We start from the raw sequence: 14070 nt of genomic DNA on the forward strand, positions 1-14070 counted from the left end.
GAGTTTATCGATTTTCTCCGCCGCGCGACCAGCCTAGTCTGAGCCCATCGAATCGACTGACCGGGAACGACTGATGAGCACAAAGATGGTTGATCTCCCCGACGAGCATGGCTTTTTCGGCGGCTCGGACGACCGGGGCCAGGCAGGACGAGGCTACGGCGGGCGCTATGTCGCGGAAACGCTGATGCCGCTGATCGACGAGATCGAGGCCGCCTACGACGAGGCGCGGGCCGACCCCGCCTTTCAGGCACGGCTGGACGAGCTGCGCCGTGACTATATCGGTCGCGCCACGCCGCTCTACTTCGCCGAGCGCCTGACCGAACACTTCGGCGGCGCGAAGCTCTACCTGAAGCGCGAGGATCTCAATCACACCGGCGCGCACAAGATCAACAACGCGCTGGGGCAGGCGCTGCTGGCGAGCCGCATGGGCCGCCGGCGTCTGATCGCCGAAACCGGCGCCGGCATGCACGGCGTCGCCGTCGCCACGGTGGCGGCTCGACTGGGCATGACCTGCGTGATCTACATGGGCGCCACCGACATCGAGCGCCAGCAGCCCAACGTGCAGCGCATGCGCCTGCTCGGCGCCGAGATCGTGCCCGTCCACGCCGGCACGGCTACGCTCAAGGACGCCATGAACGAGGCCCTGCGCGACTGGGTCGCCAATGTCGACGACACCTTCTACATCATCGGCACCGTGGCGGGACCGGCGCCCTATCCGCGCATGGTGCGGGATTTCCAGTCGGTGATCGGTCGCGAGACGCGCGAGCAGCTGCTGGCGATGCAGCATCGCCTGCCGGACTCGCTGGTCGCCTGCGTCGGCGGCGGTTCCAACGCCATGGGGCTGTTCCACGCCTTTCTCGACGATGCGGACGTGGCCATGATCGGTGTCGAAGCGGCCGGCGAAGGGCTGGAGAGCGGCCGCCATGCCGCCAGCATCAACGGCGGCACGCCCGGCATCCTGCACGGCAACCGCACCTACCTGCTGCAGGACGACGACGGCCAGATCCGTGACGCGCACTCGATCTCCGCCGGGCTCGACTATCCCGGCGTCGGTCCCGAGCATGCGTATCTGCACGATAGCGGCCGGGCGAGCTACGTGGCGGTGACCGACGACGAGGCGCTGGAGGCCGTCGCGCTCTGCTGCCGGCTGGAAGGCATCCTGCCGGCGCTGGAGTCGGCACACGCGCTGTACCACGCCGGGCGCCTGGCGGCGACACAGGATCCGGACCAAGTCATCGTGGTCTGCCTGAGCGGCCGCGGCGACAAGGACATGGATACCATCACCCGTCACCTGATGCCCGAGGAGGCCGACTCATGAGCGCTTCGTCTTTGAATACGGATGCCCTGGATACGAACGTCCTGGATACGGATGCCCTGGATATGAATACCTCGAATACCCAGGCCTTGATCGCCGATTCGCGGCTGGCGCGCCGCTTCGCCGCGCTGAAAGCCGCCGATCGCGCCGCGCTGGTGACCTACGTCATGGCCGGCGACCCCGACCCCGAGACCAGCCGCGACCTGCTCGAGCGCCTGCCGGCAGCGGGCGCCGACATCATCGAGCTGGGCATGCCGTTCAGCGACCCGATGGCCGACGGCGTGGCAATCCAGCGCGCCGGCCAACGCGCATTGGCGAACGGCCAGACACTGTTTCGCACGCTGGAAAGGGTGCGCGACTTCCGCCGCCGCGACGATGACACGCCGATCGTGCTGATGGGCTATCTCAATCCGATCCAGCGCTTTGGCGAGGATCGCTTTCTGCAGGCGGCTGCCGAGGCCGGCGCCGATGGCCTGATCCTGGTCGACCTGCCGCCGGAACATGGCGCCGCGCTGACCGCCCGGGCCCGCGACCTGGGCCTGGCGCGGATTCCGCTGGTGGCACCGACCACGCCGCCGGAGCGGTTACCAAAGCTGCTCGCCCAGGGCGATGGCTTCGTCTACCGCATCGCGTTCAATGGCGTGACCGGCACTCGGCGAACCGATATCGCGGCGTCGCTGGGCGAATCGCTCAGCGAGCTCAAGCGACGCTCGCCCCTGCCGGTCGCCGTCGGCTTTGGCGTACGTGATGGTGACACGGCCGCTGCCGTTGCCCGGGTTGCCGATGCCGTCGTCGTCGGTAGCGCGCTGGTCGAGCGGCTCGCCGAGACAGGCGTGGAGGGCGCGCTGGCACTGACGCGGGAGCTGGCCGAGTCGATTCACGGCGCCCGGAAAAGCGAAGCCTGAGCGCGCCCCGATCGTTCGATTTTGCGCACGTGTACGTGCGCAAAAACGCGCTTTTGTTCGATTATTTAGGCAATACACTGTCTCCATTGCGCCGTGACTGACGTTCGGCGCCCGAAACCAGGAGACAGACCATGTTGACGATTCGACGCGGTAACGAACGCGGTTATGCCGATCACGGCTGGCTCAAGAGCTACCACTCGTTCTCGTTCGCCGGCTATCACGACCCGAAACATGTGCACTTCAGCGTGCTGCGGGTGATCAACGAGGACCGTGTCGCCCCGGGTCAGGGTTTCGGCCAGCACGGCCATCAGGACATGGAGATATTCTCCTATGTGCTGAGCGGCGAGCTGGCCCACCGTGACACGCTGGGCAACGGCTCCTCGATCGGCCCTGGCCGGGTGCAGATCATGACCACCGGCACCGGCGTCGAGCACAGCGAGTTCAATCACTCCGCCAGCGAGCCGGTGCACTTCCTGCAGATCTGGCTGTTCCCGCGGGCGCGAGGGCTGACGCCGCGCTACGCCGAAAAGGATTTCGATGAAGCCGACAAGCGTGGCCGGCTGTGCCTGATCCTGTCACCGGATGGTCGCGACGGTTCGCTGGAACTGCAACAAGACGCCTTCATCTACGCGTCGCTGCTGGACGGCGACGAATGGGCAGAATTGCCACTGGCAACGGATCGCCAGAGCTACGTGCACGTGGTCAGGGGCAGTATCACGGTCAACGGCCAGGCGCTTGAAGGCGGCGATGCGCTGATGCTAGTGGATGAGCCCGGCGTGACGCTAGAAGGCGGCGAGGATGCGGAAGTACTGGTCTTCGATCTGCCGGCCGTGCAGCCGTCTTGAGATCGATGCGGTATCAGCGACCGGCGACAGGGACGTTGCCGGCTTTTATCGTCGGGTGACAGCGTTACAAGTGCTTGAGCAAACTCTGCAATCGCTCCAGATCGCGGGAGTCTCCCACCAGCCGCAGCTGGCCGTTGAACAGCCCTTCGCGAAAAGCGCGCTGGGAAGGCCTGCGCAGAAATCGCGTGGCGCTTTCCGCGTCGCGGAAGCGCAGTTCCAGCGCCAGGTCGATCGGCAGGCCGACATCGCTCTGGATCGCCTGTGGCGTCATGCGGTAGTGACGGGCGATCGTGAGGTCTTCGGTGGCAACGCCCCAATCGAATCGCTGGAGCTTTTCCAGGGCGTCGCGAAACGCCGCCTTGCGGGAACGCGCGCGCTTGAGCATCACGCCCAGCCACCAGAGCATCAACTTGAGCTTCATGCCACCTCGCACGAATCGTCCATCACGGGAATACAGCAGGGGAAGAATGCCGATCCACCCCTATTTCGTTCGGCGGATCGGCTATCGTTTCGCTCATGGCAAATGAGCGACTCAAGAATCCAGGATCCGATCTTACTTGCTGACGGCGTCCTTGAGAGCCTTGCCGGGCTTGAAGGCCACGGTCTTGCTGGCCGGAATATCCAACGGCTTGCCAGTCTGCGGGTTCTTGCCCGTCCGTGCGGCGCGCTCGCGAACCGTGAACGAACCGAAACCGATCAAAGTGACATCGCTACCCTTGGAAACCGTACCGGTGATCTCGTCGAGGATGACGTTCAACACCTGACTGGCCTTGTCCTTCGACAGATCCGCACGCTCGGCAATCGCCGCAGCGAGTTCTGGCTTACGCATAGAGCCCTCCTAGTTTGGCAATGGCGTCACCTAAAACGCCTCGCGTTTGAGACGAGTTGTTGTTCTCGATGAGGAACAACGCCCTCCGGTCGCATAATAGGCCGCTTGGGGCGCGGTTTGTCCAGCATCAGGTGACGATTCGTGGCTTATAGATCCGCAGCCACCGGGGCTAGCCTAGCAATGGGGGGGTCGCTCGCGCCAGTTCGACTTTTCGACGAACGCAGCGCCCGGTCAGCGCGAAGCCCAGCAGGGCACCGTTGTCGTCCTCGGCAAGCGCGGTGAAATCACCGCCTTCCCCTTCGATCCGCCAGCGCTGAGGCGCTTTTCGAGGCGGCAGCGCGACCACCGGCAACAGCGGCGTTTTGACCACGATCGGCCAGCTCCCGTAGCTGACCTCGGTCGGCGTGCCGGTCAGCGTCGCCGCCAGCGCCTTGGCACTGGCCTGCAGCGGCTGGACGTACATCGCGTTCAGGCCGTTGCCCGGGGTACCGAGACCGTCGACACAGGCCACGTCTCCCAGCGCGAAGACGTTCGGATCGCTGGTGGCGAGCCGGCGATCGGTGAGGATGCCCGCCGAAGACACCGCCAGCCCCGCGGCCTCGGCGAGCGCCGTTCGGGGCGTCAGTCCGGTTGCGATCAGCACCAGGTCCGCTTCGAGGCTTTCGCCGTCCTCCAGCGCCAGCGTCACGCCTTCGCCGTCGTCGTGGAGCGCCGTCACCCGGCGTTCGAAAATGCTGCGGATGCCGGTCTCCTCGAACGCCTCGCCCAGCGCCCGCCCCAGCGGCGGCGGCAGCAGGCGGGCCAGCGGCGTCGCCTCGGGAGAGATCAGCGCCACCCGGTGGCCGCCGGCGTGCAGGTCGCTGGCGAATTCGCAGCCCACCAGGCCCGCGCCGATGATCGCGATGCGAGCCTGTCGCCCGGGGTGGCGATCCAGCACGCCACGCAGCCGCCGGTAGTCGTCGAGATCGTTGATCTGGAAGACCCGATCGTACAGCGCGGGAGACACGTCGAACGGCTGCCGGGGCGCCGCGCCGGTGGCCAGTACCAACTGGCCGTAGGGCAGGATTTCGGTGCCGATTCGCAGCTGGCGATTGGCGGTGTCGATGGCGTCCACCGTGGTATGGATGCGAACCCGGACCTGCAACGATTCGGCCACGCCCACCGCATCGCGTATCGCCAGCCTTTCCGCCGTCTGCCGCTTGGTGAAGGCGCTGGAGAGCAGCGGCTTGGTATAGTCCTCGCCGCTGTCTGCGCTGATCAGGGTGATCGGCCGCTCGGCATCGTGGCTTCGCACCGCCCGGGCCAGGCCCAGGCCGGCCATGCCGGTGCCGATGATCGTCAGTGGCGCAGTGGAATGATCGGATTGACTCATTACGGGGGCTCGTTCGGTCGGTCGTCTCGAGGCCTCATGGTACACTACGCTGCCTTCGAGCCGCGTCACCCTGCGGTTCCCGGCATTTTTTACGGCGCTTATCATGGTGCTGCTCATGGAGTCGTTTCGCGTGCCCCCAGCCTGTCACTGCCATGCCTTGTCACCCGCCGAACGATCCTGGCGCTGGGTCCGCTGGACGCCGGCCGCCGCTCAGCGCCCTCGCATGAGCACCGCCTGGTGGCAGTGGGTGGCCTCCACCGACTCCCTTACCGCACGGCTGATCGCGGCGTCCGCGCGCCCGTTCCGGGTCAAGCTGGTACACCAGGGCGTCGAGCGGCCGCGCCGCGACGAAGCCCAGGCCCTGGGCCTGGCTCCCACCGAGGTGGCCTGGGTGCGCGAGGTGCTGCTGATGAGCGGCGAACGGCCCTGGGTCGCGGCGCGCTCGATCGCACCGCTGGATCGCATCGGTTGCCGCCGCCTGCGAACGTTGGGGGAGCGCTCGCTGGGCAGCTGGCTGTTCGCCCAGCACGATCTCCAGCGCGATCCGATCGAGATGGCGCGGGTCTCGCCCGCTGGCGCTGGCCTCTGGCTGCGCCGCTCGCGCTTTCGCCACGGCACCATCCAGTTGCTGGTCCAGGAGTGCTTCCAGCGGGAAATGGCCGAGGACCTGGGCCTTTCTTCGATCTGAGCGACGATCCACGACCTGAACGGCGGTCCACGATCCGGACGACGATCCGGCCCGATTGCCCATCCAGCCTCGAAGCGAGGCCGCAGTTGCAGTAAAGTCGTTGGCGATTTTCAGGCCTTGCCGTTTCGGAGATTCGTATGTCCAGCGCCAACGATTCAGCCGCCCGACCCCGCGGCGATGGTCCCCCCGCTCTCCCCCGCGGCCTCGCCCGCCTGCCCGACTTCCTGCGCCTGACGCGGCTGGACAAGCCGATCGGTACCTGGCTGCTGATGTGGCCGACGCTGTGGGCGCTGTGGCTGGCCGCCGACGGCCTGCCGGATCGCGCCACGCTAATCATCTTCGTGCTCGGGGTCTACCTGATGCGCGCGGCCGGCTGCGTCGTCAACGACTATGCCGATCGCCATCTCGACGGCCACGTCAAACGCACCCGGGAGCGCCCGCTGGCGACCGGGCGGATCAGCGAGAAGGAGGCCAAGATCCTGTTCGCGGGCCTGGTGGCGCTGTCGTTCGTGCTGGTCTGCCTGACCAATCTCGCCACCGTGCTGCTCTCCTTCGTCGGCGTCGCGCTGGCCGCGATCTATCCTTTCATGAAGCGCTACACCCACCTGCCCCAGGTGGTGCTGGGCATGGCGTTCTCCTGGAGCATTCCGATGGCGTTCATGGCGGTGAGTCGCGAGGTGCCGCTGGACGCCTGGCTGCTGCTGGTCGCCAACGTCGCCTGGACCGTGGCCTACGATACCCAGTACGCGATGGTCGATCGCGACGACGACATCAAGATCGGGATCAAGTCCACCGCCCGGCTGTTCGGCCGGTGGGACAAGCGGATCATCGGCCTGCTGCAGCTGCTGACGCTGGCACTGCTGGCCTGGGTCGGCACCCGGACCCAGCTGGGCGGATTCTTCTGGCTGGGGCTGGCGGCGATGGCGGGCACCTTCGTCTACCAGCAGTGGCTGATCCGCGAACGCGAGCGTGATGCCTGCTTCCATGCCTTTCTCAACAATTTCTGGTCCGGTCTGCTGCTGTTCGCGGGGCTGGTTCTCGCCCTGTGGCCACTGGTCTGACCAAGACGAGACTGACCCGGCTGGCGCGGTTGTCATATCGCTGTCATATTTTCACGATGTAATCGTCACCGTTCTGTCACGGCCGGAAGGGATCCCGGTGCGCCAATCGCGCATGAGGGAAAGCTCCCCGGCGGCTCACCCGAGGCATGCGCATGAGCTCCAAGACCGTACTCATCGTTGACGACGAAGCACCCATTCGCGAAATGATCGCCGTGGCGCTGGAGATGGCCGATTATCACGTGCTGGAGGCGGAAAACGCCCAGACCGGCCACGCCATGGCGCTGGACAAGAAGCCCGATCTGATCCTGCTCGACTGGATGATGCCCGGCACCAGCGGCATCGAACTGGCCCGACGCCTGAAGCGCGAGGAAGCCACCGCCGAATTGCCGATCATCCTGCTCACCGCCAAGGGCGAGGAGGACAACAAGGTGCAGGGGCTGGAAGCCGGTGCCGACGACTACATCACCAAGCCGTTCTCGCCCCGTGAGCTGGTGGCCAGGCTCAAGGCGGTGCTGCGCCGGGCGACGCCGCCGGGCATCGAGGAAGCCGTCGAGGTCGCCGGCCTGCGTCTGGACCCTTCCAGCCACCGCGTCACCTCCCACGGCGGCGCGCTGGAGATCGGCCCCACCGAATATCGGCTGCTGCAGTTCTTCATGACCCACCAGGAGCGCGCCTACACCCGCAGCCAGCTGCTGGATCAGGTCTGGGGCGGCAACGTGTACGTGGAAGAGCGTACCGTCGATGTCCATATCCGCCGGCTGCGCAAATGCCTGGGCGAGGCGCACCAGCATCTGGTCCAGACCGTGCGCGGCACCGGTTACCGTTTCTCGACCCGGGAGTGAGATAGGACGTGCGCTACTGGATCAACGAACTGTGGCGCCTCGGCTACATGCTGTTCGGGCTCGGCGCGATAGGCTTGTTGCTCGGTGAGCTGGGCGGCGAGCTGTTCGCCGGGCTGGGATGGGGCTTGGCGGCCGGCCTCGGGCTCTATGTCTTCCTGCATCTGTGCCACGTGCGCATGCTCTACGTCTGGCTGCTGAAGAATCCCCGCGAAGCGCCGCCACCCGGTACCGGCGTCTGGGGCGACCTGTTCGACCGGCTCTACAACTATCAGAAGGCCCAGACGCAGCTGCAGCAGCGCCTGCGCGACATCCTGCGCCGTATCCAGGACTCCTGCGAGGCGATGCGCGACAGCGTGGTGATGCTCGATCCCAACGGCGATCTCGAGTGGTGGAACAGTGCCGCCTGCGACATGCTCGGCCTGCAACCCGATCACGATCGCGGCCAGCCGATCACCAACTTCCTGCGCGATCCGCGCTTCATTGCCTATTTCGAGAACGGCGACTACAGCGAGCCCCTGCTGATTCCCTCGCCGATCCAGGCCAACCGCACCCTGCAGTTCCATCTCACCCTGTTCGGCGACAACGAGCGCCTGCTGATGGCCCGCGACGTCAGCCGCCTGCATCAGCTGGAGATGATGCGCCGCGACTTCGTGGCCAATGTCTCCCACGAACTGCGCACGCCGCTGACGGTGCTGGCCGGTTATCTCGAGACCTATCTCGACCATGCCGACCAGCTCCCCGAGCGCTGGCAGCGCGGATTCGCGCAGATGCAGGCCCAGACCACCCGCATGCAGAATCTGGTGGAGGATCTGCTGCTGCTGTCGCGCCTGGAGATCGACAGCCCCGACGACGATCGCGATGTGCTCGATGTGGCCTCGCTACTCGAGGAGATTGCCGCCGATGCCCGCGATCTCAGCGCCGGCCGGCATCAGGTGGCAGTGGAGGCCGAGGCCTCGGGACGGCTGCTGGCGAACACCAAGGAGATCCGCAGCGCCATCTCCAACCTCGCGTTCAACGCCGTCCGCTACACGCCCGAGGGCAGTACCATCACCCTGCGCTGGAAACCCTGGCACGACGGCGCCGCCATCGAGGTCGAGGACAACGGCGACGGCTTCGACCCGATCCATATCCCCCGCCTGACCGAGCGCTTCTATCGCGTCGACAAGGGGCGCAGTGCCGCGACCGGCGGTACGGGGCTGGGGCTGGCTATCGTCAAGCACGTGCTGCTTCGCCATGATGCCAATCTGGAGATCGTCAGCCGCCCCGGTCTCGGCGCCCGTTTCCGCTGCGTGTTTCCGGCCTCACGCCTGGCGCCGGGCGCCTCTCGGCCAGCTTCCGCGCTTCCCGATAGCTCGGCCTGACCACGGGGCGTGACCCTGTCGCGAATGCCATCCGGCGTCGGCGGCGTTTCTCCCGCCACCGCATCGGGTTATGGTGGCGGCATCCAGCGATACGGAGTTCGACCCGGTGCCGATCATTCTCTCCCTTTCCTCATGGCGCCGACTGCTCGGCGCCCTCGTCATCCTTGTGTTCTCGTGTCTCGTCGGTGTCGCCCGGGCGGATTCGGTGCCCATCACTTTCCCGGACAGCGTCCAGCAGGGCTCGATGGTCATCGGCCGCGTGCCGCCCGGCAGCCAGGTGACGACGGCGGGGCGGGAGCTTCGCGTCACCGGCTACGGCACCGTGGTGTTCGGCGTGGGGCGCGATGCCAGCGGTCGTCAGACGGTGTCGATCACCACGCCGGACAGCCGCCAGCAGAACGTCGCGGTCGCGATCACGCCCCGGGACTGGCCGATCGAGCGCATTGATGGCGTGCCGCCCAAGACCGTCTCACCGCCGCCGGAAATCGCCCGGCGCATCCAGCGCGAACAGGCCGCCGTCAGCGCCCAGCGCACCCGCAACGACGACCGGGTAGGTTTCGCCCAGACCTTCGTCTGGCCGGTGAAAGGGCGAATCAGCGGGCGCTTCGGCAATCAGCGCATCTACAACGGCACGCCGGGTTCGGCCCACTCGGGGATGGACATCGCCGCCGCCGAGGGCACGCCGGTCAAGGCGCCGGCCAGCGGCGTGATCACCTTTGCCGATGATCTCTACCTGACCGGCGGCACCGTACTGCTCGACCACGGCTACGGCATCAGCTCCAACTTCCTGCATCTCTCGCGGATCGATGTGGAAGTCGGCGACAGCGTCGAACAGGGAGAAGTGATCGGCGCGGTAGGCGCGACCGGCCGCGCCACCGGCCCGCATCTGCACTGGGGCATGAACTGGTTCGATACGCGGATCGACCCGCTGCTGGTACTCGACAGGGCTCCGTGAGTCCAAGCTTCGTTTGAAAAATTGGCGAGCGATGGCCAGACAAGGCAAAAATTGGCGAGAAAGCGGAGTTTACGTGGGTGTAAATGAGCACTTTGAGCCGATTTTTAACGCCGTATGGGCGAGCGTAGACATTTTTCGAACGAAGCTTAGCGCTTCCAGTAGCCAGTGACCAAATGCTGCCCCTTCTGCAGCCCGAACTCCTGCTTGAGCCGCTTGCGCAGGCGCTGGCTGACATCCGCCTCGCCGGCGAACCAGACGAACAGGTCGTCGCGGGTCGCAGGGATGGCCTCGGCGACCGCCGCGGCGAGCTGCTCACTGGGGCCGTAGCCGCGACAGCGATAGCGCCACTGCACGTCGCAATGAGCGGGCACCGGCAGCTCGAGGGCGTCGACTGGCGATTCGACCTCCAGCCAGGCCTCGACACGGGCGTGCCCCGGCAGTATCTCCAGCAGGCGAGAAATCGCCGGAATGGCGGTTTCGTCGCCGGCCAGCAGATAGTGGGAGGCCTCGGCGACGCCGCGTCCGTAAGGCCCGGCCATGCCGCAGAGATCTCCCGGCCTGGCACGCCGCGCAAAGTCGCCTCCCGGCCCCGGCGCCTCGTGCAGCAGAAAATCGATCTCGACCTCGCCGCGAGCGACATCCAGGCGACGAATCGTGTAGTAGCGAATCTCGGCGCGCTCCTCTGCCGGCGGCCACTGGGTGCCGCCTTCCGCGGTAGGCCGCGGCCACTGCGGCCGTTCGATGCCGGCCGGCGGAAAGTGCAGGCGCACGTGCCACTCTTCCGGATGATCGAAGCGCGCCAGGTTCTCGCCACTCAGCGTCAGCCGCCGGATACTGGGGCTCAGATCCTCGATCCGCGTCACCCGCATCTCGCGGAAATTGGCGAAGGTCGGGGCCGCGACGACATCGCCGTGCCAGTGCAACGGCAGCGCGTTCTCGCCCGCGAAGAGCGACACGTAGTGCTCGATGATGCCGCGCAGCGTCTCCAGACCGTCCCGCGCCTCGGCTCGGGCTTCCATGTGCAACCCCACGCGGATGGCGGCGAAATGCGCCTCGCCCCCGGGCAGCTCGATCACCGTTAGGATGTCGTCGGCTCGATAGGGCACATCGTACTCGTCCAGAAACGATCTCAGGCGCAATTGAAAATTATTTACATCAGTGAGCGTCAATGTGGCGTCGCAGCGAAGTGCAGTCATGATGTGGGATCGTCTTGCAGCAGTGGGGCGGTGGCGTGCGGAGCTTGGAATCGGCGGGAGGCCGATGTCGTCAGCCTATCAGAAAAGCGCTGGCGGTGGGAATCGATGCAAGATGCCCCCGCTCCGGGGATGAAACCGAAGCGGGGGCATCCCGAAACTGACTTATGCCGAGACAGTCAGTACTGGACAGTTAGTACTAGACAGTCAGCGCCAAGTATCAGGCGGTAGCTTCGGCATAGCGACGATTGACTTCGTCCCAGTTGATGACGTCGAAGAACGCGGCGATGTAATCCGGACGCTTGTTCTGATACTTCAGGTAGTAAGCGTGCTCCCAGACATCCAGGCCGAGGATCGGCGTCAGGCCTTCCATCAGCGGGCTGTCCTGGTTCAGGGTGTTGATGACCTTGAGCTTCTTCTCCGGGGTCACGACCAGCCAAGCCCAGCCACTGCCGAAACGACCGGCTGCCGCTTTCTTGAACTCTTCCTTGAAGGCATCGTAGCCGCCGAGTTCGCTGCTGATCGCTTCACCGACCTTGCCGGTCGGCTCGCCGCCGCCGTCCTTGGACATCACGGTCCAGAACAGTGAGTGGTTGGCGTGACCGCCACCGTTATTGATGACTGCCTGACGCTTGTCCTGCGGAACCTTCTCGATATCGGCCATCAGCTTGTCGACCGGTACGTCCTCGAGACCCGTACCTTCCAGCGCGGCATTGAGGTTGTTGACGTAAGTCTGATGGTGACGAGTGTGGTGAATCTCCATCGTCATCGCGTCGATCTTGGGTTCCAGCGCGTCATACGCATAGGGTAGCGACGGTAAGCTATGAGCCATGATCAAAACTCCCTTTCGTGAGGAGGCATTGCCCGACGTGGGCGCCTCTCGGGTGAATCAAAATAGTGAGCAACGCATGACAGTGTCAAGCGAACCCGACCCAGATATGGCGCTGCTCGGGAAAACTATCGCTTTGATTTCACTAGGATTTGTAGAAGCCCCGATGCGCCTGGCTCCGGAACTTCGACAAACCCTAGTGCCGTATCCTTATACATGGCGTGCAACGGTGCCGCTTTCAACCCCGGCCGGCGTTTTTCTCGCCGGCCGGGCAGCCGCCCGCGCTCACGCCCCCGCGTTCAGCGGCTCACGGCCGGCACCATGTTGCGGTAATAGCGGTCCCACAGCATGACGCCACCGGCAACGCCACCGGGCAGCAGGATCAGGTTGAGCACCGGCACCCAGGTGGCCATGGACATGCAGGCGCCGTAGGTCAGCGTCGGCCACCAGCGGGCACGCAGGCGACGACGCATGTCGGTAAACCCGACCTGGTTGTTGTCCATCGGGTAGTCGAGATACTGGACGGCCATCATCCAGGCGGAGAACGCCGCCCACAGGAAGGGCGTGATCAGGTTGAGGCCGGGCACGAATCCCATCAGGAACAGAACCGCCATGCGCGGCAGGATATAGCCCAGCTTGACCAGTTCCCGCCCCAGCGCATCGACGCCGGCCTTCATCAGCCCGCGCTTGTCGCTCGGTGGCCGGCCGGTGACGCGCGTTTCCACCTTCTCGGCCAGAAAGCCGTAGAACGGTGCCGCGATCAGGTTGGAGACCAGCGTGAAGGTGAAAAAGACGATCAGCGCCAGAGCAATGACCAGCAGCGGCCAGATCAGCCACTCCAGCCAGGTCAGCCAGCCGGGTATCTGGCGCATGCCGTAGTCGAGCCAGCCGCCGAAGTTCTCGAAGAGATAGAAGATCGTGCCGCCGTAGAGCAGCAGATTGACCAGCACGGGGCCAATCACGAAACGACGCAGGCCGGGCTCGAACACCAGGCGCGTGCCACTGAGAATCGCTTGCAGGGAGTAGATCATGCCAAATCCGCCGAACAGACAAACCGTTGCGAGGTCGACACGCTAACACAGTCCGAACGGCGGAGCGCTAGCCCCGAGCGAGTCGACGCCCGAGGGATTCAGCGTTAGCGGCCCTTGCCCAGGAGCTCGTGATCGAGATCGCTGACCGATGTATGGCGGATGTCGCGGCCCTTGACCAGATAGATGACGTGCTCGGCCAGGTTGTCGGCGTGATCGCCGATCCGCTCCAGCGCGCGCAGCACCGTCATCACGTTCAGCACGCCGCCGATGGAGCGCGAATCTTCCATCATCAGGGTCGCCAGCGAACGCATGGCAGTGGTGTATTCGCTGTCCACCGAGGCATCTTCCGCTACCACTTTCAGCGCCAGCTCGGTGTCGAAGCGGGCGAAGGCGGTCAGCGAATCACGCAGCATGTTGCCGACGTGTTCGCTGATGTGGCGAATCTCGACGCTACCCTGGGGAATCCGACCGGCTTCGATCAGATCGAGCGCATTGCGCGCGATCTTGTTGGCTTCGTCGCCCATCCGCTCGAGATCGTTGGTGGCCCGGATGACCGCGATGACCAGGCGCAGGTCGGAAGCGGCCGGCTGACGCCGAGCCAGGATCCGCACGCACTCCTCGTCGATCTTGAGCTGCATCCCGTTGACGCTGGCGTCGTTGTCGCGCACGCGAATCGCCAGTTGGCTATCGCCATCCAGTAGCGCCGCCAAGGCTTCCTGGAGCTGCTTCTCGACCAGTCCACCCATCGCCATCAGCTGGGTCTTGATGGTTTCCAGGTCCTGGTTGTACTGCTGCGAGATGTGCTGACTGTGGGTATCGCTGGTGATATCCATGTGTGACTCCA

General features: G+C 65.3%; 15 protein-coding genes. 8 read left to right on the forward strand and 7 right to left on the reverse strand.

From position 1 onward, the window contains the following. Positions 1-73 precede the first annotated feature (73 nt). The 3 genes from trpB to CCD76_RS14380 all read left to right on the forward strand — a co-directional run bounded on the left by trpB (position 74) and on the right by CCD76_RS14380 (position 3065). Positions 74-1318, forward strand: a complete 1245-nt coding sequence (trpB, locus tag CCD76_RS14370) for a tryptophan synthase subunit beta (RefSeq protein WP_218777040.1) — start codon at positions 74-76, stop codon at positions 1316-1318. Next, positions 1315-2220: a tryptophan synthase subunit alpha gene (trpA, locus tag CCD76_RS14375; RefSeq protein ID WP_256961318.1), complete on the forward strand. Its 906-nt coding sequence runs from the start codon at positions 1315-1317 to the stop codon at positions 2218-2220. Before trpB ends, trpA begins: the two co-directional genes overlap by 4 nt. 131 nt (positions 2221-2351) lie before the next feature. Continuing rightward, positions 2352-3065 (forward strand): pirin family protein, encoded by a 714-nt coding sequence (locus CCD76_RS14380; protein WP_087720133.1) that lies wholly within the window; start codon positions 2352-2354, stop codon positions 3063-3065. A gap of 64 nt (positions 3066-3129) precedes the next feature. On the opposite strand, the gene CCD76_RS14385 is transcribed toward CCD76_RS14380, so the two are convergent. The 3 genes from CCD76_RS14385 to CCD76_RS14395 form a co-directional block, all read right to left on the reverse strand. Next, a complete protein-coding gene (locus CCD76_RS14385) occupies positions 3130-3486 on the reverse strand; it encodes a hypothetical protein (protein WP_087720134.1) in 357 nt (118 codons plus the stop codon). A 132-nt stretch (positions 3487-3618) separates the two neighbouring features. Further along, a complete protein-coding gene (locus CCD76_RS14390; RefSeq protein ID WP_071230476.1) occupies positions 3619-3894 on the reverse strand; it encodes an HU family DNA-binding protein in 276 nt (91 codons plus the stop codon). A gap of 169 nt (positions 3895-4063) precedes the next feature. Continuing rightward, a complete protein-coding gene (locus CCD76_RS14395; RefSeq protein ID WP_087720135.1) occupies positions 4064-5266 on the reverse strand; it encodes an NAD(P)/FAD-dependent oxidoreductase in 1203 nt (400 codons plus the stop codon). A gap of 103 nt (positions 5267-5369) precedes the next feature. Here CCD76_RS14395 and CCD76_RS14400 point away from each other — a divergent pair, with 103 nt between their 5' ends. From CCD76_RS14400 to CCD76_RS14420, 5 genes are all read left to right on the forward strand, one after another. Beyond that, a complete protein-coding gene (locus CCD76_RS14400) occupies positions 5370-5954 on the forward strand; it encodes a chorismate--pyruvate lyase family protein (RefSeq protein WP_306298810.1) in 585 nt (194 codons plus the stop codon). Positions 5955-6091: 137 nt separating this feature from the next. Further along, entirely contained in the window at positions 6092-7015 is a 924-nt protein-coding gene (gene ubiA / locus CCD76_RS14405) for a 4-hydroxybenzoate octaprenyltransferase (protein ID WP_087720137.1), read from the forward strand. A 152-nt stretch (positions 7016-7167) separates the two neighbouring features. Beyond that, complete coding sequence (phoB, locus tag CCD76_RS14410; protein WP_087720160.1) at positions 7168-7857, forward strand: phosphate regulon transcriptional regulator PhoB; 690 nt, start codon at positions 7168-7170, stop codon at positions 7855-7857. 8 nt (positions 7858-7865) lie between these two features. Then, positions 7866-9218: a phosphate regulon sensor histidine kinase PhoR gene (gene phoR / locus CCD76_RS14415; protein ID WP_087720138.1), complete on the forward strand. Its 1353-nt coding sequence runs from the start codon at positions 7866-7868 to the stop codon at positions 9216-9218. Positions 9219-9324: 106 nt separating this feature from the next. Then, the gene (locus tag CCD76_RS14420) at positions 9325-10173 is read left to right on the forward strand and encodes a M23 family metallopeptidase (RefSeq protein ID WP_256961319.1); all 849 of its coding nucleotides are present in this window, start codon (positions 9325-9327) and stop codon (positions 10171-10173) included. A gap of 146 nt (positions 10174-10319) precedes the next feature. Here CCD76_RS14420 and CCD76_RS14425 read toward each other — a convergent pair whose 3' ends face one another. The 4 genes from CCD76_RS14425 to phoU all read right to left on the reverse strand — a co-directional run bounded on the left by CCD76_RS14425 (position 10320) and on the right by phoU (position 14059). Continuing rightward, positions 10320-11369, reverse strand: coding sequence for a siderophore-interacting protein (locus CCD76_RS14425; RefSeq protein ID WP_087720140.1), 1050 nt, complete (start codon positions 11367-11369; stop codon positions 10320-10322). A 217-nt stretch (positions 11370-11586) separates the two neighbouring features. Further along, the gene (locus CCD76_RS14430; protein WP_087720141.1) at positions 11587-12198 is read right to left on the reverse strand and encodes a superoxide dismutase; all 612 of its coding nucleotides are present in this window, start codon (positions 12196-12198) and stop codon (positions 11587-11589) included. A 296-nt stretch (positions 12199-12494) separates the two neighbouring features. Next, a complete protein-coding gene (cysZ, locus tag CCD76_RS14435) occupies positions 12495-13226 on the reverse strand; it encodes a sulfate transporter CysZ (RefSeq protein ID WP_087720142.1) in 732 nt (243 codons plus the stop codon). Between the two features lie 104 nt (positions 13227-13330). Next, the gene (phoU, locus tag CCD76_RS14440; protein WP_087720143.1) at positions 13331-14059 is read right to left on the reverse strand and encodes a phosphate signaling complex protein PhoU; all 729 of its coding nucleotides are present in this window, start codon (positions 14057-14059) and stop codon (positions 13331-13333) included. Positions 14060-14070 lie beyond the last annotated feature (11 nt).

The organism is Salinicola salarius, assembly GCF_002179555.1.
GTDB classification, from domain to species: domain Bacteria; phylum Pseudomonadota; class Gammaproteobacteria; order Pseudomonadales; family Halomonadaceae; genus Salinicola; species Salinicola salarius_A.

What these genes read in the sequence shown, in the direction of transcription:
- trpB (WP_218777040.1), top strand. Translation starts at nt 74, where the DNA reads ATGAGCACAAAGATGGTTGATCTCCCCGACGAGCATGGCTTTTTCGGC.
- CCD76_RS14430 (WP_087720141.1), bottom strand. Translation starts at nt 12,198, where the DNA reads ATGGCTCATAGCTTACCGTCGCTACCCTATGCGTATGACGCGCTGGAA.
- CCD76_RS14400 (WP_306298810.1), top strand. Translation starts at nt 5,370, where the DNA reads ATGGTGCTGCTCATGGAGTCGTTTCGCGTGCCCCCAGCCTGTCACTGC.
- cysZ (WP_087720142.1), bottom strand. Translation starts at nt 13,226, where the DNA reads ATGATCTACTCCCTGCAAGCGATTCTCAGTGGCACGCGCCTGGTGTTC.
- ubiA (WP_087720137.1), top strand. Translation starts at nt 6,092, where the DNA reads ATGTCCAGCGCCAACGATTCAGCCGCCCGACCCCGCGGCGATGGTCCC.
- CCD76_RS14395 (WP_087720135.1), bottom strand. Translation starts at nt 5,266, where the DNA reads ATGAGTCAATCCGATCATTCCACTGCGCCACTGACGATCATCGGCACC.
- CCD76_RS14380 (WP_087720133.1), top strand. Translation starts at nt 2,352, where the DNA reads ATGTTGACGATTCGACGCGGTAACGAACGCGGTTATGCCGATCACGGC.
- trpA (WP_256961318.1), top strand. Translation starts at nt 1,315, where the DNA reads ATGAGCGCTTCGTCTTTGAATACGGATGCCCTGGATACGAACGTCCTG.
- phoB (WP_087720160.1), top strand. Translation starts at nt 7,168, where the DNA reads ATGAGCTCCAAGACCGTACTCATCGTTGACGACGAAGCACCCATTCGC.
- CCD76_RS14425 (WP_087720140.1), bottom strand. Translation starts at nt 11,369, where the DNA reads ATGACTGCACTTCGCTGCGACGCCACATTGACGCTCACTGATGTAAAT.
- CCD76_RS14390 (WP_071230476.1), bottom strand. Translation starts at nt 3,894, where the DNA reads ATGCGTAAGCCAGAACTCGCTGCGGCGATTGCCGAGCGTGCGGATCTG.
- CCD76_RS14385 (WP_087720134.1), bottom strand. Translation starts at nt 3,486, where the DNA reads ATGAAGCTCAAGTTGATGCTCTGGTGGCTGGGCGTGATGCTCAAGCGC.
- phoU (WP_087720143.1), bottom strand. Translation starts at nt 14,059, where the DNA reads ATGGATATCACCAGCGATACCCACAGTCAGCACATCTCGCAGCAGTAC.